22 protein-coding genes are annotated in these 18,669 nt (G+C 44.5%); 4 read left to right on the plus strand and 18 right to left on the minus strand.

What is annotated here, in order from left to right; all coding sequences use genetic code 11:
• Nucleotides 1-187 precede the first annotated feature (187 nt).
• A complete protein-coding gene (gene mltF, locus PSI17_RS03825) occupies nucleotides 188-1,636 on the plus strand; it encodes a membrane-bound lytic murein transglycosylase MltF (protein ID WP_273550695.1) in 1,449 nt (482 codons plus the stop codon).
• 1 nt (nucleotide 1,637) lies between these two features.
• On the opposite strand, the gene tadA is transcribed toward mltF, so the two are convergent.
• From tadA to PSI17_RS03890, 13 genes are all read right to left on the minus strand, one after another.
• Nucleotides 1,638-2,159: a tRNA adenosine(34) deaminase TadA gene (gene tadA, locus PSI17_RS03830; RefSeq protein WP_273550696.1), complete on the minus strand. Its 522-nt coding sequence runs from the start codon at nucleotides 2,157-2,159 to the stop codon at nucleotides 1,638-1,640.
• A gap of 48 nt (nucleotides 2,160-2,207) precedes the next feature.
• The gene (locus PSI17_RS03835) at nucleotides 2,208-2,861 is read right to left on the minus strand and encodes an HD domain-containing protein (RefSeq protein ID WP_273550697.1); all 654 of its coding nucleotides are present in this window, start codon (nucleotides 2,859-2,861) and stop codon (nucleotides 2,208-2,210) included.
• Nucleotides 2,862-2,912: 51 nt separating this feature from the next.
• A complete protein-coding gene (locus PSI17_RS03840; RefSeq protein ID WP_273550698.1) occupies nucleotides 2,913-3,818 on the minus strand; it encodes a DNA-3-methyladenine glycosylase family protein in 906 nt (301 codons plus the stop codon).
• An 85-nt stretch (nucleotides 3,819-3,903) separates the two neighbouring features.
• Nucleotides 3,904-4,551, minus strand: a complete 648-nt coding sequence (locus tag PSI17_RS03845; protein ID WP_273550699.1) for a hypothetical protein — start codon at nucleotides 4,549-4,551, stop codon at nucleotides 3,904-3,906.
• A 158-nt stretch (nucleotides 4,552-4,709) separates the two neighbouring features.
• Nucleotides 4,710-5,648 (minus strand): malonate decarboxylase subunit epsilon, encoded by a 939-nt coding sequence (gene mdcH / locus PSI17_RS03850; RefSeq protein WP_273550700.1) that lies wholly within the window; start codon nucleotides 5,646-5,648, stop codon nucleotides 4,710-4,712.
• A gap of 15 nt (nucleotides 5,649-5,663) precedes the next feature.
• The gene (locus tag PSI17_RS03855; protein ID WP_273550701.1) at nucleotides 5,664-6,320 is read right to left on the minus strand and encodes a malonate decarboxylase holo-ACP synthase; all 657 of its coding nucleotides are present in this window, start codon (nucleotides 6,318-6,320) and stop codon (nucleotides 5,664-5,666) included.
• Nucleotides 6,321-6,322: 2 nt separating this feature from the next.
• Nucleotides 6,323-7,282 carry an AEC family transporter gene (locus tag PSI17_RS03860; protein WP_273550702.1) on the minus strand — a complete coding sequence of 320 codons (960 nt, stop codon included), beginning with the start codon at nucleotides 7,280-7,282 and terminating at the stop codon, nucleotides 6,323-6,325.
• Nucleotides 7,283-7,384: 102 nt separating this feature from the next.
• Entirely contained in the window at nucleotides 7,385-8,191 is an 807-nt protein-coding gene (mdcE, locus tag PSI17_RS03865) for a biotin-independent malonate decarboxylase subunit gamma (RefSeq protein WP_273550703.1), read from the minus strand.
• Nucleotides 8,188-9,024, minus strand: coding sequence for a biotin-independent malonate decarboxylase subunit beta (locus tag PSI17_RS03870; RefSeq protein ID WP_273550704.1), 837 nt, complete (start codon nucleotides 9,022-9,024; stop codon nucleotides 8,188-8,190). Before PSI17_RS03870 ends, mdcE begins: the two co-directional genes overlap by 4 nt.
• On the minus strand, nucleotides 9,017-9,316 hold the full coding sequence (locus PSI17_RS03875; protein WP_273550705.1) for a malonate decarboxylase subunit delta: 300 nt from the start codon (nucleotides 9,314-9,316) through the stop codon (nucleotides 9,017-9,019). Before PSI17_RS03875 ends, PSI17_RS03870 begins: the two co-directional genes overlap by 8 nt.
• Complete coding sequence (locus PSI17_RS03880) at nucleotides 9,304-10,191, minus strand: triphosphoribosyl-dephospho-CoA synthase (protein WP_273550706.1); 888 nt, start codon at nucleotides 10,189-10,191, stop codon at nucleotides 9,304-9,306. Before PSI17_RS03880 ends, PSI17_RS03875 begins: the two co-directional genes overlap by 13 nt.
• Nucleotides 10,191-11,852 (minus strand): malonate decarboxylase subunit alpha, encoded by a 1,662-nt coding sequence (gene mdcA, locus PSI17_RS03885; protein WP_273550707.1) that lies wholly within the window; start codon nucleotides 11,850-11,852, stop codon nucleotides 10,191-10,193. The genes PSI17_RS03880 and mdcA overlap by 1 nt, the downstream gene beginning before the upstream one ends.
• Nucleotides 11,853-12,001: 149 nt before the next feature.
• Entirely contained in the window at nucleotides 12,002-13,321 is a 1,320-nt protein-coding gene (locus PSI17_RS03890) for a serine hydrolase domain-containing protein (RefSeq protein ID WP_273550708.1), read from the minus strand.
• Nucleotides 13,322-14,062: 741 nt separating this feature from the next.
• Here PSI17_RS03890 and PSI17_RS03895 point away from each other — a divergent pair.
• The 3 genes from PSI17_RS03895 to PSI17_RS03905 all read left to right on the plus strand — a co-directional run bounded on the left by PSI17_RS03895 (nucleotide 14,063) and on the right by PSI17_RS03905 (nucleotide 15,602).
• Entirely contained in the window at nucleotides 14,063-14,569 is a 507-nt protein-coding gene (locus tag PSI17_RS03895) for a hypothetical protein (RefSeq protein ID WP_273550709.1), read from the plus strand.
• Nucleotides 14,570-14,981: 412 nt separating this feature from the next.
• A complete protein-coding gene (locus PSI17_RS03900; protein WP_273550710.1) occupies nucleotides 14,982-15,194 on the plus strand; it encodes a hypothetical protein in 213 nt (70 codons plus the stop codon).
• Nucleotides 15,195-15,239: 45 nt separating this feature from the next.
• Nucleotides 15,240-15,602: a hypothetical protein gene (locus tag PSI17_RS03905; RefSeq protein WP_273550711.1), complete on the plus strand. Its 363-nt coding sequence runs from the start codon at nucleotides 15,240-15,242 to the stop codon at nucleotides 15,600-15,602.
• 123 nt (nucleotides 15,603-15,725) lie between these two features.
• On the opposite strand, the gene PSI17_RS03910 is transcribed toward PSI17_RS03905, so the two are convergent.
• From PSI17_RS03910 to PSI17_RS03930, 5 genes are all read right to left on the minus strand, one after another.
• A complete protein-coding gene (locus PSI17_RS03910; protein WP_273550712.1) occupies nucleotides 15,726-15,974 on the minus strand; it encodes a hypothetical protein in 249 nt (82 codons plus the stop codon).
• A 531-nt stretch (nucleotides 15,975-16,505) separates the two neighbouring features.
• Nucleotides 16,506-17,255 carry a hypothetical protein gene (locus PSI17_RS03915; RefSeq protein ID WP_273550713.1) on the minus strand — a complete coding sequence of 250 codons (750 nt, stop codon included), beginning with the start codon at nucleotides 17,253-17,255 and terminating at the stop codon, nucleotides 16,506-16,508.
• Nucleotides 17,256-17,470: 215 nt separating this feature from the next.
• Entirely contained in the window at nucleotides 17,471-17,938 is a 468-nt protein-coding gene (locus PSI17_RS03920; RefSeq protein WP_273550714.1) for a hypothetical protein, read from the minus strand.
• A 2-nt stretch (nucleotides 17,939-17,940) separates the two neighbouring features.
• Nucleotides 17,941-18,345, minus strand: a complete 405-nt coding sequence (locus tag PSI17_RS03925; RefSeq protein ID WP_273550715.1) for a hypothetical protein — start codon at nucleotides 18,343-18,345, stop codon at nucleotides 17,941-17,943.
• Nucleotides 18,346-18,391: 46 nt separating this feature from the next.
• Nucleotides 18,392-18,592: a hypothetical protein gene (locus tag PSI17_RS03930; RefSeq protein ID WP_273550716.1), complete on the minus strand. Its 201-nt coding sequence runs from the start codon at nucleotides 18,590-18,592 to the stop codon at nucleotides 18,392-18,394.
• Between the last annotated feature and the right edge of the window lie 77 nt (nucleotides 18,593-18,669).

Here is an 18,669-nt window from a genome sequence, read left to right on the forward strand (position 1 = left end):
CCTTTGACGAAACCGTTTGCGTGGTTATTTATCCACCCAACAATACACTCAATAAAGTGCCGAAATTGATTTAATGGGGTTGCACATCCTCACTTTGTTACGCAAAATTCTCGATTACTGGAAATTTAACCATGCTATTATCTTGTATTTCATACGGATCCCAATCGTTCTGGAAAGAGATAACTATTTGAATAATATTAAGATAAATTATTTTGTTATCGTCATTATCGCGCTTCTTTCTGCCGCCATCATTGGTCTCAATATCCATTGGCCCAATAAACAGCAGGAGCAGATAAACAAAATTCTGGCACGAGGAGAGCTACGGGTGAGTACCCTCAGCTCCCCTCTCATCTCCCTTAGCCGCAAAAATGAACCCACAGGGTTCGACTATGAGCTAGCCAAGCGGTTTGCTGATTATCTGGGCGTGAAACTGGTCATTAAGTTTCGTCCCAACCTGAACCAGCTTTTTGACGATCTGGAAAACGATAAAGCGGATTTCCTGGCTGCCGGCCTTATCTACAATAAAGACCGGCTGGATCAGACACGCACCGGCCCTGCCTACGCTTCAGTCATACAACAACTGGTTTATCGCAAGGGAGCGACACGCCCGCGTTCGTTTGGCGATTTAAAAGGCAAACTGATCGTCACGGCAGGATCGGCCCATGCCAGCGAACTGAAACGGTGGAAAGAGAAGTCTTATCCTGAGCTGACCTGGCAAGAAACGCCGCACGAAAATACCCAACAATTACTCGAACAACTCTCCGAGGGAAAAATCGACTATACCATCAGTGATTCCATCAGCTTAGCCCTGCAACAGCGTATTCATCCCAATTTAGCGATGGCTTTTGATGTCAGTGAAGATAGCCCCCTGACTTGGTATTTAAAGCGCAATGACGATTATAGTCTCTACTCTGCCATGCTCGATTTCTTCAATATGCTGACGGAAAACGGCACCCTATCGCGGCTACAGGAAAAGTATTTCAGTCATGTCGGTTCATTCGATTATTTCGATACCCTTTCATTTATTCGCGCTATCAATAAGCTCTTGCCAACCTATCAGCCAATTTTTGAAAAATATGCGGGTTCGCTTGACTGGCATTTAGTGGCAGCCATTGCATGGCAGGAATCACATTGGGACCCACAAGCCACTTCACCCACCGGCGTGCGGGGTCTTATGATGCTCACTCGCCCGACAGCAGAATGGGCCGGCATTCACGATCGGCTGGATCCGGAAGAGAGCGTAAAAGGTGGGATGGCTTATTTGCACTATCTGATGGCGCGTTTGCCAGAGACCATTCCTGAGGATGAACGCATCTGGTTTGCCCTCGCCGCTTACAACATGGGATATGGGCACCTGCTTGATGCCCGTAAATTAACCGCTGCACAAAAAGGCAATCCAGACAGTTGGCTGGATGTTAAAGCGCGCCTTCCCCTGTTAAGCAAGAAAAAATACTACGCCAGTACCGCCTATGGTTATGCCCGTGGCTATGAAGCGTATCGTTACGTTGAAAATATTCGGCGTTACTCTTTGAGCCTGGAAGGGTATCTCAAGGCGAAAGCCAGCCGCGAGAATTTTGCACCTGATGCAAAAGCGCCGGAGAATAAAACGCCGACGCAATCTGAAAAAACGGTTTGAGCTAGGCTTGTTGTTGCGATTTCAATTTTTTCAATGCCTTATGCTGCTCCCTGCGTTGTTTAAAAAAAGCACTCAGCATAGCGGAACACGTTTCCGCCAACACACCGCCCGTAATTTCAATTTGATGATTCATGCCCGGATGGCGCAGTATATCAATCAATGAGCCTGCGGCACCCGTCTTCATATCGCTGGCACCATAGACCAGCCGCTGTATCCGGCTGTGTACCATCGCGCCAGCACACATGATACAAGGCTCCAGCGTGACATACAGTGTCGTATTCAGCAGGCGATAATTCTGCAATTGGTTCCCGCCCCGCCGTAACGCAATGATCTCTGCATGGGCGGTCGGGTCATGGTCAGTGATGGGATGGTTAAATCCTTCGGCAATCACTTGATTATCTGCGACTAATACCGCACCCACCGGGATCTCACCTTTTGCTTGTGCCTGCATTGCCAAATCGATTGCCCGACGCATCCAATATTCATCACTCAAATTTTCGGTCACTGTTTCTATTTCTGTCACTGCCTATTCTCTTGCTTATGAAAATTCCGCCGATTATACCCAATCACCTCAATCTGCGGCTTCATCCTGAATCTCGTCAAGAAACGCATCAAGAAACCATTTCATGCGCTCTGTCCTTTCTTTCGCCATTTTTCTGCCTGATGCCGTCTGAAACCCTGAGCCAATTTTAAATAGCTTGGTATAAAAATGATCGACCGTATAAGCCTTATCATCATATTCACGCTGTTTTGCCAGCGGATCATGAAAGTCATACAGGGAAGACCCCATACGGCCGCCGGTGTAAAAACAACGCCCAATCCCAACCATGCCAATGGAATCCAGCCGATCTGCATCTTGCACGATTTTCGCTTCTACTGTCTTGGGGGTTAAGTCCGCTGAAAAACTATGTGTTTCAATGGCATGGCAGACAGCACGAATATCTTCCGCGCGCCATGCCAGATCTTGCAGTATCAATGCGGCTTTTTCTGCTGCCATGCGCGAGGCGAGATGGCGGTTTGGGGCATTTTTTTCAACACTGACACAATCATGCAGCAATACCGCAGCGAACACTAACCGCAAATTGCCAGATTCCGCGTCACAAATCTGTTTGGCATTTCGCCACACCCGATGAAGATGGGCAATATCATGGGCGCCGTCATCACTTTCTATTGCCAAGGGTAAAAGCTGTTGAGCTAAATCGTCAAACGGTGAAAAAGATAACATAACCAAAATCTCTCAATGAATGGAAATATCATCTTAGCAAAAAAAAACTCGTCAATATCCACGGCGGGATTGCTGTCGCCATAAATGCGCACCCACCAACGCTTTCCAGGGAGAAAAACCGGCCAGCCATTTTTCTGCTTGTTCCGCGCTGACTTTGTCTTCCTGATTGAGTAAATATTGCAGGTTACGCCTTACGGCAACATCGCCGTGCAATGAACCATCCAAGTAATTGAATCCCCGTAGCAAGGCATAGTTCACGGTCCACATGCCAATACCTTTGATAGCCAGCAAGTTATCCGTCAACGGTTTCACTGCATCTTCGCCCTCTGGAATATTCAGCACCAACTCACCAGAATCAATCCGTTGGCAAACATGCAATAAAGCATTGGCTTTCCCGACAGAAAAACCGCACTGACGGAGATCATGCTGCGAACATTGCCTCACCTGCTGCTCATTCGGGTGACACAATAATCCAGAAGAGTGTGGAATACCCACCGCCTGAATAAAACGCCGCCGGATGGAAATGGCCGCACTTAAACTGATTTGTTGCCCGATGATCGCCCAACTGAGCGCTTCAAAAGGTGTCGCGGATTGATAAATCCGCAATCCGGTTTGTCTGCGAACCAACGCGCCAATAACGGGATGATCTTGATAGCGGAATTCGAATATTTCGACAGGTTGTTTTAAACCCAGCATATGGGAAGCCAGCTCCGATAATGCTTCGTGTCGTGAAGAACCCACTTTATCACCATCAATATCGAGCCGTATTGTCGCCCTGCCCTTTTCCAGGGTGATGGTCAACAGCGCTGGGTTTTCCTGCCAAATAATGCCTTTTTTAATTTGATTCTGTTGCACAATTTCAGAAACCGCCATGCTATCCCGTTGATGAAAAGCTAAAAAATCTCTCGTGTGATAATGATGAGGTAATATTATTTCCGTTAAACAGCTTGCTTTCATTGGGACGCTCCAAAGACAGACAGAATTAAGCTGACTGTCTAACAGACTTCAAGTTTAGACACAATGGCAAACCAACCAATTGAGTCTACAAATCAACATGATCAATGTTATATTTAATTAATTCTTTATTTAATTTTTGGATTTGATATTTTGACGGGCTTAACACCAATAGATAAATGCCTATCCCCATCAGTAAAATCATGCTTAAGGTAACCCAAAAGAAATCTAACGCACTGCCAAATGTATTGCCCAGTGCATCAGCTTTTAATAAAAAAACCATTAATACGACAAAGGACAAGGTGAAAAAATAGATTGAAAATAGTTTTTCAAACCAAGCGGTAAGGTAATAAGAAGAACTGACTTTGACTTGAACCATGCCGGAATTTAGGACAGCATATGTTTTCAATTTCTTAAGGTTATCGATATATTCCAAACTCAATCCATGTTGTTTCAGCCTGATAAATATATCCCTAAATTTATCAGATTTTATTTTAGTGATATCAAACATGATCTCAGATGCAATTTCATATTTAATATACTCTTTATCCAGTTCATTTAAGTAAAGACTATATTCATTCAGATACTTGATGTATTTTATCGCTTTTCTTTCTCTTAGTACGCACACATCTGCATAAAGTTTTTTTAAGACAGACAGGATAATACCAATAAAAGTGCCAATAGATCCCAAGACTTTCACGATATCATTGCCATGTTTTACGATGTATTCAATCATGTCTTTACTCTAAAGAATATAAAATATCTTTAAGTATATACCCTATAAATTTAAAGTTGCAGTCCGCAAGACAAAAGCCGCTTCGAGTACGACGAGTATATCTCATGATAAATCCATGGGATCGTCTTCTGCGTTATAAGTGAAAATTCAGTGATGGATTAAATACTTGATAACATATTGTAATACTTTGACATTTCAATAGATTTGCCTAGCCCTAATTGCGCACAGGACAAAACATATCCATTTTCCTGTATCGGACGGGCCAGTCTTGTTAATACTGATCCCGGCGGCATCTCAATCACCAGCCTGACATCACGTTCATAAGCCGCCCTCATCGCATCATGCCAGTGCACCGTTTTTGCCATGTTGAAAGCTAAATCGGAGGCAATGTCTTCAGGTTGCCATAGTACGCGGCCAGTATTCCCGCTTAAGTAAGCAATGTTTGGCTTGCTGACATTGACGCTTTTCATGGCGTGACGCAATTGCCCGGCTTGTTCATCCAGCAAAGCGCAGTGAGAAGGAACACTGACGCGAAGCCGCTGTACCTTGGTTGCCCCTTTGGTTTTTGCTAATTGCCCTACTTTCTGCATCGCTAATTCACTACCCGCAATGACGATTTGATCCTCAGCATTAATATTGGCGAGGTAAACGGGCTGATCCTGACTGAATACAGAAACAATCAGTGGTTCTATCTGACGTTGCCCAAGCCCAACGATTGCCGTTAATCCATAACCACAGGGATAAGCCTTTTCCATTAGTTCTCCACGTAATGCCACGAGACGTACCGCGTCTTTGAAAGAGATGGCACCAGAAATCACGGCGGCCGAAAAAGCACCTATCGAAAAACCACTGGCAAAATCGGGTGTTACGCCTGAGGAAATGAATAACCTTGCATGGATAACGCCGGTGATTAAAAGGCATAATTGCACAGATCCGGTTTTCTGTAAGGCAATCTTGTTATCTAAAGAAAGGGGATCGCATTTCAGCACTTCGAATGTTTCATCAAGCAGCTCATGACTCATCAAATGGTCAGGGAGTTGATGCAGCAAACCGGGACTTTGTGCCCCTTGGCCGGGAAAAGTGAATAATGTTTTCATCGTCCGCCTCTATGATTATCCCCAAGGGTAACTACTGATAAGGGGCCCGTTGTTGGTTTTTAATAATACCGCTTGGTTTCTTAAGTAGTCGTTTAAGGCGAAAGCACCAACAGGCCCCTCTATCTGCATATCAACCCGGCACGGTAATGTCTTCAAAACACTCTCGATTCCGAGTAACTCTTCTCGTTTGATCTGGTGAGCTGTGCGCAACAAAAGGTCAAGGTCACTATTTATATTGATCGCTGAAATCCCTGTTGCCAGCGTATACCCACAACCGCCAATAACACCCAATGGCCATTTTAGCTGTTGATTCTTTAACATAACGAAAGCTTGAATGGCAGGTATGTGTGACAGTTGCGCTTTTTCATTCGATTTAAAAACACTCGATTTAAAAACACTCGATTTAAAAACACTCGATTTTAAAAATAACCCTTCAGGTGTTTCCACCCGATTGATAGCACTATATTTAATCCACAATGGGAATCTGTGGCTTCTTTTTTCCCCCCTAATCCCCACAGGAATATCATTATCTGACCGTCGATCACGCCGGACAACAACAGGCAACGTATAATCCCACTCACGCCATACCCAATCAGGGATCGCGGCGGCTGATTTTAATTCAGTGCCCCGCTCTATCCACAAAAGATCATGAGGATTGACGGTTCCCTGCATATTTACATCCCGGAGGTTAAGCTGATAAAAATCGGTAATGTGATAATGCAAATAACCGAGCTGAGCAACAAGCTTGCTTCTGCTTCGGGCGAGTGGACGCCATAATTATCCCCAAAAACGACACCGAAGAAACCGGCAGGGATCGCCAGCATAAGGATTGCGGTTACTGCGACATTACCCGTGATACCGAATGCCAACAAAATTCCCCATGCAAGGATGGGTTGGACGATCAGTTTTATCGCGCAAGAAACCAACACGGGAACATTGATGGCAAATTTACGTACCGATAAAATCAACCCGGTCAAAAATAACGCTGTCGCCGTCGCTGCAAGGGCAAGGGGTTTGATAGCGGCAAGAAGAATAGGGGGAGCAGAGAACGAGAGTGCCGACAGAATTACGCCTAACACCGGTGCCCAAATGATGGGTTTTTTTAATGCGTTCAAGATTAAATTGGGTAGTATCGTCAGGGTGGATCGTTGTGCTTCCCCGTTGGACTTACTTTTCTCACGTTCCAGAACCAATAAGCAAAATGGCGATAAAAGCACAGAGCCTGCGGCGATAGAGACAGCAACACTGAGCATGGTCGCCGATGAATCCCCGAAGACACTTCCAAGAACGGGTAAGCCAAGCGCTGCATAGTTTGGCAGCGCACTCGTCAAGGAAAAAATGGCTGAATCCTGTGCGGTCTTACGAAAAAATTTAGTGAAAATGAAATACGATACGGCATACATCACCCACATGGTCAATGTGATAACAGCGATCAATGGAAGTTTCCCGGTAATACCCGACCAAGGGGTTTTTACCGTGGCCGTAAATAATGAGGCCGGAAGTGCAAAGTTCATGACAAAAATATTCAAAAGCGATGTATGGGCACTGTTTACCAGCTTCCATTTTCCTGCCATGTACCCAAGCAGCAAAATAACAAATATCGGTATCAAGGCATAGATGATGACATTAAACATAATATTGTCCTCAGTAGAAAGGTCATTGTAGAAAAATCAATTGAAGGACACTGATGATTACCCTCCCTGAGAAATGATTGGATTCAGGAAGGGTAATAAAATTTACCATTCAGCTCGCATGCGTTCGCGCACCAGCAATGAGCTGCTCCGATTTTTGGCGTGCAATCGATTGACTAAACGTTCCCCGTATTTCCTGCTTTCTGTAATGCCATTCATAATGGCTTGCTCAACAAGCCCTGTATCTTCTTTGCTGCCAGAAGGCGTTTCCGGCATGTTCAGCAACTGTTCCAATAGCCCTAAAGAACGGTAATTTTGGATGTCGTAGGCCATCGGCGGGATTGAGGTAGCCAGCTTTTCCAAGGCTTCAACCGAACGCAGTGTGATACGGGCAGCAGCGGCTTTTCCCATTGCATGTACCAGCACTTCAGGATCATTAAATGCAATCAGGCGGTTGGCCTGATAGCCATGCGCCAAAAAAGCCCCCGACATGGCCTTACCAACAATCAATCCGATAACCGGATGCCCTGCCAGGCGTGCATTTGCATAAGCCGCTACAGCGCCCGCTAATGCTTGATGAATACCAAAGGCTTCCTCTCTGCGCCCATAGGCCTGACTCGGTACGTCAATAATGGCGACGATCGCCCTTTTCTCTGATTTATCAGCATCTTCCGCAAGGGTTTCGTTAACTATCTTGGCCAGTGTCCACCCTTCAATTAACCCTACTTCGCCGTGCTTTGCCCGTGGGTAAGGATTATTACTGTCTGGCACAACGGCAATATAACGGATTGACTGGCCGTCGATAATGACATCCGCCACCTTTACCGAAGCACATTCAACCTGATGATGTTTTCCATGGGCTGTTAATACGGAAAACCAATGATCACCGCGGCTTAATATTGGGCTATTCATACTTTTTCCTTTTGGGCAAAAAGTCGTGCGGCGTCACCCACCTTGACCTGAGGATGGCTATTGCACGCCGTGAGTATTGATAGGTAATAATCATATTTGTCGCTACGATGCTGTTCGGGAAGACCACGGGATTGGCATTCTGACAGGGCTAAACGCACAGCCTGCAATTTATCGGGAACCTCGAAATCGGCAAAACCACAACGATAACGCACGTGCCCTCCTGTCATTGCCCATATGAAAGGCCGATCGCCAGAATTGTACTCTTCAATCCCGGCTTCTTGTTCAATGACTTGAGGGCCATTTAACCCCAGCCGGGCTTCATGAGTGACAATCAGGTAGCTACAGAGTCCGGCGGCAATCGACATGCCGCCGAAACATCCGACAGTCCCGGCAATAATACCTATCACAGGTAGATAGCGGCGAAGATCGACAATCGCAGCATGAATATCCGCAATCGCGGCTAATCCTAGGTTAGCCTCCTGAAGTCTCACGCCACTTGTTTCCAATGACAATACGGCAAGTGTCGGCACTCCGTTACGATTATCCTCGGCAGCCAACTCTAAGGCAGCAGCCATTTTTGCGCCGGAAACTTCGCCCATGCTACCGCCCTGAAAAGCCCCCTCAATCGCAATCACAACCGCGGGTTGACCATTTAATGTGCCTTTGGCAACGACCATGCCGTCGTCGGCCTGAGCAACAATGCCTTGGGGTTCTAACCAAGGTGAAGAGATACGCTCAAACGGGCCAAGCAGTTCGCGGAACGTTCCAGCATCAAGTAATTTACGTGCCCGCTCACGGGCGCCTAACTCAATAAAACTGATATCATCACGCATGATTTGCCTCCTCAAAGACCTGTTCAATACGTAAACGCACGACACCGGGGGTCGCACCAAAGTCATTGATCTCCAGCCGCCCCGATGGCAGGGCACGCTGCATGGATAACCGCTCAAATAGGTGCATCCACTGCTGTTTGTGTCCGTCAACCGAGGTTTTGATAATGACACTCAGCACGTCATCACTCGTGGGTTCAAATAAGGCTTCCATATCCCCGGAACCGACAACGCCGGCCAATGCTTTATCAGCCAGTCTTTCTTTTGCAGGATATTGCAGTTCTATTCGTTCCATAACGTCCTCTGAATCAGTGAGTTAATAGAAGGTAACTGGTCAAGAAACAAAGTGGCGGCCAATAAATCAGCGGCTCCCCCGGGAGAAATTTTCGCCTCCAGCATGCGAAGCTCTAGCTGCGCAAGTTTCGCTCTTCCTGTGCGATGCTGATACCCTCCCGCAGCTAATACGGCTTGAGCGCCTCGCTGAACAAATTGCAAAGCGGCAAGCCCACCACGCGATAGCACACAGGTATCGCCCAGACTGCTCATGATGGCCATCAGGGCATTAATTTGAGCCGCAGTTTCTGAGGCACCGTCCTCACGGCTGCGTGTGAGTTGCGGCAAAGCTTTATGCAATACATGTGGAAACCCGAGCTGTGCTTCTTCGCGTGCTCCGGGAACGTGATAACGATGAGAAGCCCGTAAACCATTACTGAATGTTTTTGGGCTGGCTGAATCGGGAATGTTGGCCAGTTGGGCGGCAAGCGAACAGACAACATCGGCGCGGGCTTTTCCTCCACATGTTGCCAGTGCGGTGATCAGTAATCCCATGGCCCAAATTGCACCGCGATGTGTATTCACCCCCCCGGTTGTCTCCATCATGTGGTGTTCTGCTGTTCGTCCTAAACGCCCGATTTCTTCGCGTAGCGTGATATCAATTGGACGATGCCATCCCGCCAACGCCATCGCGCGAAATGAGGGTAGCAAACTCTCAGTTGAACGCGTCATTAATACTAAATCCATATCATGATGGGACCCGCTCCCCCGCTTATCGACCAAGCCGGGTTTGGGCGTCAGGCAGGCTTCTGCCAGCAAAGCGTCAGTCGCTTTTGCGGCCAGCAAATCAACCATCCTGTTGGTGTTTTGCATATTTAGACAAGAGGCATACATCATTACCAGCTCCGAAATTTAGCCGGTGGGTTATACAACCCGTCGGACCATTCAACGAGTTCAGGAATGCTGCCGGCAGCCAGCAACGATCGAGTCGCATCAGTGCGTTTAATTCCGATATCCTCTGGGAAAACAACTTTTCCTGCTTTGCGGAATTCGTTAACCCGTTTGGCATCCACACCTAAACCAACGTCTGTGATGCCGGCAACGGCGGCGACCATCGCCCTGCGTTCTTCCAGAGAATGCGCTCGGTACAAATAAGCGATCCCCTCTTCGGTTAGCACATGTGTCACATCATCACCGTAGATCATGACAGGAGCCAAAGGCATGCCGGATGACTTGGCAACATCGACTGCATCCAGCTTTTCTACGAAGGTTGGTTTTGCACTGGTCTGGAACGTTTCGACCATCTGAACAACCAATTTTCGCCCACGAGCCAGTGGATCGGGCTCTTCAATCATATCCAGCCATGCCGGTGTCGCATGGCGACGCCCATGCGGGTCATGCCCCATGTTTGGTGCGCCGCCAAATCCGGAAAGGCGGCCGTGGGTTACCGTGGAGGAGTTTGCAAGCCCATCGATCTGGAGTGTAGAACCGATAAACATATCGACGGCATATTGGCCGGCCATTTGACAAAAGGCGCGATTGGAACGCATGGAACCATCGCTGCCAGTGAAGAATATATCGGGACGAGCGGCGATATATTCTTCCATACCTAATTCGCTACCAAAACAATGTACAGTTTCAACCCACCCGCTTTCGATGGCAGGAATGAGCGTGGGGTGTGGGTTCAGGGCCCAGTGCTTGCATATCTTGCCCCGCAGGCCCAGTTGCTGACCATACGTGGGCAGCAGTAATTCAATGGCAGCAGTGTTAAAACCAATGCCATGGTTTAATGACTGTACCTGATGCTTGGCATAAATACCCTTGATGGCCATCATCGCCATCAGGACGTGTATCGGTTTAATCAGTCTGGGATCGCGGGTAAACAGGGGTTCGGTAAAGAAGGGTTTATCGGCTTCGACAACAAAATCAATCCAAGAGCCAGGAATATCGACACGGGGCAGGTCAGTTTCTTCATCGACAATCTCGTTAACTTGTGCAATGACGATACCATCCTTAAATGCAGCCGCTTCCACCAATGCAGGTGTATCTTCAGTACTCGGGCCGGTATAAAGATTGCCATTGCGATCGGCCTTGAAACCCGCGACCAAGGCAATATTGGGGACTAAATCGACATAGAGGCGCGAGTATAACTCAATGTATGTATGGATTGCGCCTATCTCTAAATAACCATCTTCTAATAACTGCGCGATGCGCAAACTTTGTGGCCCTGAAAATGCGAAATCTATTTTTCTCGCTATTCCTTTTTCAAAAATATCTAAATGCTCAGGTCTTCCTACACTTGGCATGATCATATGCAGGTCGTGCACTACGCCTGAATCACATTCAGATAGCATTCTGGATAAAAAATCAGCCTGTTTCTGATTGTTTCCTTCGAGAATAACACGATCGCCGGGGTGGATTAGTTTTTGTAAAATTTCAATTAATTTATCAGTTGGGATAACTTTACCATTCACTATTTTTGAGACATCTTTTAAACGGCTTTGTTTTTCCGTACGTCGCTTTGAAAAGTTTCTTTCTACTTTCTTTATACAGGACATGAAAACACCTCAAGAGTTGCACTTGATGGATATTAATAACACTTTGTAAATCATGATATAAAGGTTGAGGCTGCACGCAATTATCCTCGTTCGAAAATAAAACCACATCCCAATTAAGTATTAATATAAATATAAAAGAAGAAGGGTTTTTAATTAGACTTCAACGTATTGGCAATCGCGTTAAACATCAAAGAAGCTTCCAGCGGTTGTGCACTGAATGAAGGTTTCGCCACCGGCCAAGTTGACCATTGAACAATAACCAAGTTTTCTTTCTGGTTAACAGCAATTGCCTGACCAAAGATACCCGCAGCCCACATTGTATCTTTCTCGCCCAAGCCTTCTTTTGGCGAAACATTTCCCGCATTGGCAGGAACGCTGTTATTCCACCATTCAAAGCCATATATGCCCTCAGGATGAGCATCTGAAACAGAATTTTTAGCTTGGTTCCACGTTCTGGCCTGTTTTACCCAATCATCAGGAAGTTGTTTTGTTCCGTCAGGCAATTCACCATTTTTCAAGACAAACAAGCCAAATCGCCCCCAATCCTCAAGCGTCGCATTGAAGCCGTGGGCTCCGACATCGTGCTTGCCTTTCTCGTAGCTCTGCCATACGCCATCATCAGCCATGCCGAAGGGCTGCCATATCTTTTCTTGCAAGTATTGCGATAATGGCACGCCTGTCGCTCGCTCAAGAACATCACCGAGCATCCAAGCGCCGCCAGAAGAATATGACCAAATCTCACCGGGTTCAGCATAAGCGACTCGTTTGGGATTAATGATCAAATCCTTGACACAGCGATAAGTATCCGTGCCAGCTTCGCATTGGGTGAGTTGGGCAAAATCGGATTTAGGGTTGGTATAATCCTCGCCCCAAGTTACGCCTGAGGTGTGCTGAAGGAGTGAACGCACAGTGACATCTTCCCAAGCTGTCCGCCGTAAATCTGGATTATATTTTACGATCTTATCATCCAGTGACGATATTTTTCCTTCTTTCAGGGCAATCCCCACCAACGTTGAAACAACGGATTTTCCTACAGAACGAGAAGTCCATAATGTTGTCTTGTTGTTACCTTTTCCAAAGTATTCAAACGCAATCTTCCCATCTTTAATCACCAATAGACCGGTAACATCACTTCGGTTTATATAGTCATTAATGTCATATTTTTTTCCATCCATTTCATAGTGAGCAGAGGAGATATCCTGAGTCAATTTATCGAGCGGAGTAGGCGTACCGTGCTTGAAAACATCACCTGCATATGAACGGTAGGCATTACGGAACCCAATGACGCGCTCGGCTGGCCCCCACGTCAACATGTTTTTTACGTCTGGCAGTTTTGGGTCTAATGGCGTTGGACAATGACTCAAGAGAGGTACCCCGCAGGCATTCCCATTCGCTTCAGCGACATTGATTTGTGTTGCCAACGCGAGGCCGAACCCAATTAAACACAGTTTAGACTTTGTTTTTTTCATGATTTCGTGAACCCCGGATTTTCAAATAAGGTCAGAATAGATTTTTATACTTCCAATGGGGTTAAAACTAGCAAAAAATAATGCTCTTGAAGAGACTGTCTTTGAGTGTTACGCACTTTTTGATACAAAATATGAGCAGCGATGATTTGGATAAGGCTTTAATTACGAGCTTTAACGCGCGGGGCAAGAAATGAACACTCACGTTCTCCCTTGAAAGACACACTTAATCGCTGTGAAAATGCCAGATGTGTTAACATATGCCTCAGATAATTTTCTTTGCAAAATACATTTCGTTGTCAGATACATTTTTCGTAAAAATACGGTATGAAATAACAAGGGATGGTCTAGCGCAACAAATCAGGAAGGAAATTAAGCCCTGAATCAAAAGGCTTAATTTATGTAAGGGGTTGAAATGGCATTATTAATTACTAAACGCTGCATTAATTGTGATATGTGTGAACCCGAAAATAAAAACCATTAAAATCAACATATTAAAATATTGTGTTATAATTTGTGTTGCTCGATTCTGGGATAGAAAATAGGGTAATTCGAGACGCGTAACACAAAACTAGGTATAAATATCATCTCCTGTGCGATTATCATCATCTTTAAACATCCAATATAACAATGGATTGATTGATGAAAATCATTTATACTTAGAAATGCATAAATGGCTAATTTCTATGATTCAAGCTGGAGAGCTTGAGGTTAAAAAGTAACACAATCGAACAGGAGGCTATAATGAAAACGAAAACGCTTATTATAACTATTGTTGTAGCCTTCTTCCTTGGCTTTTTATTTATGTATTTTTTAACCAAGGTGGCTAATTTAAATTCATCAACTACGCCTTGGATTTTGGTTTCATTATTATTGTTTCCATCTAATTATTGCATTCAGGCTAGATGGAAAATAACTGAATCAAATGAACATATAGCATTAACAAGAAGTGAATTAAGAAGACTTGAACCTATAATAAGTATGAAGAAAATTAGGCTTACAGCACTAATGGTTTTTTATCTACTTTCAGCATCTGTAATAGCCTTTAGTTTTTTATTAATAAATAATTCACCAGATTATTTTAAATATTTAATTTCTTTTTGTTGTGGGCTTGTCTTTTCTTCGTTGTCATCATTTTTATATATAAAATCAATAATGGATGAAATCCAAAGATTCAAAAGCATAATGTTACACAGAGCTGAAGAAGACAAGAAAACAAATGAACTATTAGAATCGTTAAGAAAAGACTAACCCCTTAGCCCTCACAGTGAGGGCTTTTTTGCACCTGTCACAAACCTAAATCCCCCCCCAAACCCCACACCGATATCAGCCTATTATTTAGTCTGGCGCAACGATTCTGTTGTCAATCGCTGTTTTGGTCATTTGTTGACACGCGAATATAGCCGATTTTAGCCATAACAAACTCCATTCAGTCCATGATGAATGATCTTATCAAAATAACTCATTAAGATACTGATTTTAATCAAATTAATGGTAATCGGATTATCAGGCAACCCCGTTAGTACGTGATGGAAATCACATTCTTATGATTTTTATTTTTGTTTGTATAGACAAACAAGGTATTTGATTGTATATTTAAATCATGAACTGAACAGCCGGTTCACCGACAGGGCGGAACCCTGAATACGAATAGGAATATACTATGATTACCATTAATGATATTTTCGGACGTGTTAACCAAAACGGTAATGTCGATATTTTGTATACAGAGACCGGTGAATCGATTACTCGTATTGATTTTATTGATAACCTATACCCTGTTAATAGTAATCTCAGTACCCACTGGGAACACCCAAATGGCATAGAGTTGTCAATAGAGGGCGCGTTACGCGTCGGTATTGAAATAGAGAATTAATTAATAAGGGTGGCTAGGCCACCCATTATTCTATAGGGGATATAAATGAACGAGCGCAAATTTGAAACATACCTCGCGGCGGGCAAGAGCATTGGGGGTGATTATTTTGCGGGTTATCAATTCGGCTTGCACCAGTTCACCAACAAAGCGCCCACCCCTGATTTATCCCCTAACCACAACTGCAATGAGTGGGAATCTGGTTATCAAGATGGCATCGCAGGGAACCCGCCTACAGGTTTTCACGGGAATATCGGCAATCTCAACGCTGCGGGGGTTTTACCCGCAGATAGCGTATTGACTATTAGGTTAAATTCTCAGTTAAAATCATGCTATGTCAAACAGGCGCAGCGCGAGGGACTGAAACTGAGCGCATGGGTGCTAAAACAGCTCAATGCAGCCAGTGATTAAAATTCAATGCAATTAATCCCCATGTAAATGGGGAACATAAATTGACAACGACTCAAAATAAGAATAACAACGGTTTATCCCCGTAATTACGGGGAACATCAGGTGACCCTAATCAATCTGATTTCAACCAGTCAACCAGTCAACCAATCCCTCACAAAATTCATCAAATTGCGTATCTGACATTGGTCTGAACAGCGGCCGGACTGTTGCGCGGCTGTTACCTGTTGACGGTTTTAGCGAATCAACACCTCGCAACCACCCGTCTATCTGGTTTTTAGAGTACTGTTCCTGCAAAATTTCAAAAACATCATTGCGCCTGAGTTCCAGCGCTGCGCAAATGCGTTTAAAATTATCGTTATTTCTCGTTGTCATACTAAATTCTCTCACCTGTCAATATCAAACTCAATATGGGGGCAACTGTATATGTCGTTAACGATGACCCATAAACATTTTATCCCCGCTAGCGCAGGGAATGGGGATAATGACGAGTTAATGTGATAATAACAGCAGCTAAACCCCGTTTACACGAGGAACAATTTAGCCCTTTACCCTCAAGACAAACATCCCGTCGGGTTATCTCCGTTTACACGGAGAACAAATTTTGATAACAAATTTTGATAACAAATAAAGGCGAGAATAACAACGGGTTATCCCTGTTTCACAGGGAACGAAAGAAAACTAGTCAACTATTCACGTTTTGCACCGTAGGTACGGATACGGATACGGATACGGATACGGATACGGATACGGATACGGATACGGATACGGTAGAGTAGTGGCTTGATGTCATAAACGGTTTATCTCCGTGTTTACAGAGAACAGCGCTAATTATATATATAAAAATTCAGTTAATCAACGTTCGCCTATTATTTTTTGAGATTTATATCACAAAAAAATAATAGGTTATGCAAATGCAGTTACTAAAATATCTCTGATACGGTTCACCATGAGAATAATCCCTCGTTCTGCATCTCCTCCAATATTACGCCTGATATTTAAATTACTAATCAGAAATATCAGTGCATTATACTGTTCATACGCGGTTTTTTTATCATCGTTCCTGATCGCCTTGGTAATATTTTTAATCACACCCTCAACGGAGGGTGAGTTGGTATCACTACCGCTGCTCACGGTTCCTAATAGCCCGATTTTCTGAATTTCATGCCGGAACGCGAGACGTTCTCCCCGCAGGCGGATACGATTGGATTTTTTTATCCTATTGTAATAATAAATCCATATTTTTATTTTTTGCATAAATCGGTGATCGAACTGGTCTGGTGCATGCAAATCTAAAACCTCCAGACTGGCGCGATGCTCATTGTAATAGGGGTTGTGCAATATTAAATTCGAAATATTTCCCACTGTCTCGGCATAAAAACTAGTGTCTTTTTCCTCCATCGAAAATTCTTGAGTCTGTTTTATTTTAAAAGCACCCTCAGCGCATATTCGAATTGGTATCCACTGAATATGTTTTCGCAACCTAAAACGGTGGCTAGTCATTGTGCCCAGCTTTGCTTTTCTATAGTAGATATTAAATGCACTGATATCATCGCCGATTTCTGCATTCCTAAATATCTCCGGAGGGATAGCCCGTGAACTGCCCGGCGCACAACCGTCAACAATAGACAGTTCCGAATCGGAACCGGTAATCATGTATCTTTTGCCATTGCGCGATTTGGCGTTATGAGGTGATGGTACATAAACCAGCGTTTCCCCGCTCGTTTTTCCCTGCCGCCAAACGTGAGAAATGACGCGAGAACTGTTACTGCAAATCGAGCAGATGCCGCGCTTAGTCTCGTCCCCCAGCCAATAGTTATTGGCAGTCGAAAAATACGTTTTGTGGTCAACACCGTAGTCTGTGTTAACGCCTATCGTTTCTCTGATAGTTTTTTTTCAATAAAATAACTGACGGTGTTGTAAAACAAACCCGGGCGTAAACCAACCCCTCCCGCGCTCTCAAATTGCGTTTTTGCATATAGGGCGATAGTGGCGCATGGTATGCACATTTGCGAACACAGGCCGCGTTTTGCAAAATGGTCGGTATTATTTTTGACTGCATTTTCACTGGGTGCGTCGAGCAGTAACACGGATATAGGTTTTTGTTTACCGTTAGTTGCTCTGATGTTTTGCATGAACCGTTCTGAATCGCCTAAAACGGGGTAGGTTTTGGATTTATAATGCGTTAAACCAATCAGCAGCAGCAGAAATGCGTAGTAAAAATCGAACCGGCTAAACGCCAGCGCAGACAATGGTAGGTTGTGTATCTCATCGATAGCCATATGAGTAATAACACCGTTGTTATTAACGGGAACCCATTTATCATTTAATAAATCCATGGTTACTTCCGTGAGTATTTTTCTGCGATTTGGTGTAAATCAGATAAATAGGTTTCCTCATATATGGCATTATTAACCGCGGCGATAGCCGCTTTACGGTAAATATCGCTCTCAAATTCGAATTCATAATTGTATGAATACTGGGAAATAATGGACTCAATCACGTCGGTAGTAACATTATCCCCGTGCATTAAATCCGATTTAGCGATTGTGATTGCCCTATCTATTTCGTTTCGTTTTTTTTCCAATGCCGCAACTAAACGGTAGGTCATCGGTGGTCGAGAGCGTCCGGATACGTAACGGCGAACAGCGCGAGAATCAACACCTAGTAATAGGGACATAGGCGACTGCCATTGTTTACCGAAAACAGTTTCGCCAATTTTGATTAATTTTTCTCGATTATCCATATAAAACTCCGTAAAAAAAGCCCTACATTTGTAGGGCTTGTGTCGATTATTCGGGGTGGTAGTTCTGGAGCGCTTTTTCTACAAAGCGTTCGCTGAATTCGTCTACAGAAATCGCTTCGACATAATCGACATCGTATCCAGCGTCGCCCGCTAATTTTTCAACATAAGCGAAAAATTTAGTCGCCTCATTATCGTGAAAATTAAAGCGGCCTGCGGGGTCATAGGTATTGATAGTAATAGTAGTCATTTTTGAATCCTCTAGTTAGTTTGTCGGATATCAGCGGGGTCTGTTCCCTCACTGTATTTACAGTATAGAATGACCTA

Origin of the sequence: Xenorhabdus sp. IM139775 (assembly GCF_028598745.1) — a bacterium.
Lineage (GTDB): Bacteria > Pseudomonadota > Gammaproteobacteria > Enterobacterales > Enterobacteriaceae > Xenorhabdus.

Bases quoted from the DNA above. Each gene is read 5' to 3' on its own strand.
- PSI17_RS03925 (WP_273550715.1), bottom strand. From the start codon at position 18,345: ATGGATAATCGAGAAAAATTAATCAAAATTGGCGAAACTGTTTTCGGT.
- PSI17_RS03840 (WP_273550698.1), bottom strand. From the start codon at position 3,818: ATGAAAGCAAGCTGTTTAACGGAAATAATATTACCTCATCATTATCAC.
- mdcH (WP_273550700.1), bottom strand. From the start codon at position 5,648: ATGAAAACATTATTCACTTTTCCCGGCCAAGGGGCACAAAGTCCCGGT.
- PSI17_RS03880 (WP_273550706.1), bottom strand. From the start codon at position 10,191: ATGATGTATGCCTCTTGTCTAAATATGCAAAACACCAACAGGATGGTT.
- mdcA (WP_273550707.1), bottom strand. From the start codon at position 11,852: ATGTCCTGTATAAAGAAAGTAGAAAGAAACTTTTCAAAGCGACGTACG.
- PSI17_RS03860 (WP_273550702.1), bottom strand. From the start codon at position 7,282: ATGTTTAATGTCATCATCTATGCCTTGATACCGATATTTGTTATTTTG.
- PSI17_RS03890 (WP_273550708.1), bottom strand. From the start codon at position 13,321: ATGAAAAAAACAAAGTCTAAACTGTGTTTAATTGGGTTCGGCCTCGCG.
- PSI17_RS03910 (WP_273550712.1), bottom strand. From the start codon at position 15,974: ATGACAACGAGAAATAACGATAATTTTAAACGCATTTGCGCAGCGCTG.
- PSI17_RS03835 (WP_273550697.1), bottom strand. From the start codon at position 2,861: ATGTTATCTTTTTCACCGTTTGACGATTTAGCTCAACAGCTTTTACCC.
- PSI17_RS03915 (WP_273550713.1), bottom strand. From the start codon at position 17,255: ATGATTACCGGTTCCGATTCGGAACTGTCTATTGTTGACGGTTGTGCG.
- PSI17_RS03855 (WP_273550701.1), bottom strand. From the start codon at position 6,320: ATGCAGGGAACCGTCAATCCTCATGATCTTTTGTGGATAGAGCGGGGC.
- PSI17_RS03920 (WP_273550714.1), bottom strand. From the start codon at position 17,938: ATGGATTTATTAAATGATAAATGGGTTCCCGTTAATAACAACGGTGTT.
- PSI17_RS03900 (WP_273550710.1), top strand. From the start codon at position 14,982: ATGATTACCATTAATGATATTTTCGGACGTGTTAACCAAAACGGTAAT.
- PSI17_RS03875 (WP_273550705.1), bottom strand. From the start codon at position 9,316: ATGGAACGAATAGAACTGCAATATCCTGCAAAAGAAAGACTGGCTGAT.
- PSI17_RS03870 (WP_273550704.1), bottom strand. From the start codon at position 9,024: ATGCGTGATGATATCAGTTTTATTGAGTTAGGCGCCCGTGAGCGGGCA.
- PSI17_RS03930 (WP_273550716.1), bottom strand. From the start codon at position 18,592: ATGACTACTATTACTATCAATACCTATGACCCCGCAGGCCGCTTTAAT.
- PSI17_RS03905 (WP_273550711.1), top strand. From the start codon at position 15,240: ATGAACGAGCGCAAATTTGAAACATACCTCGCGGCGGGCAAGAGCATT.
- mdcE (WP_273550703.1), bottom strand. From the start codon at position 8,191: ATGAATAGCCCAATATTAAGCCGCGGTGATCATTGGTTTTCCGTATTA.
- PSI17_RS03895 (WP_273550709.1), top strand. From the start codon at position 14,063: ATGAAAACGAAAACGCTTATTATAACTATTGTTGTAGCCTTCTTCCTT.
- PSI17_RS03845 (WP_273550699.1), bottom strand. From the start codon at position 4,551: ATGATTGAATACATCGTAAAACATGGCAATGATATCGTGAAAGTCTTG.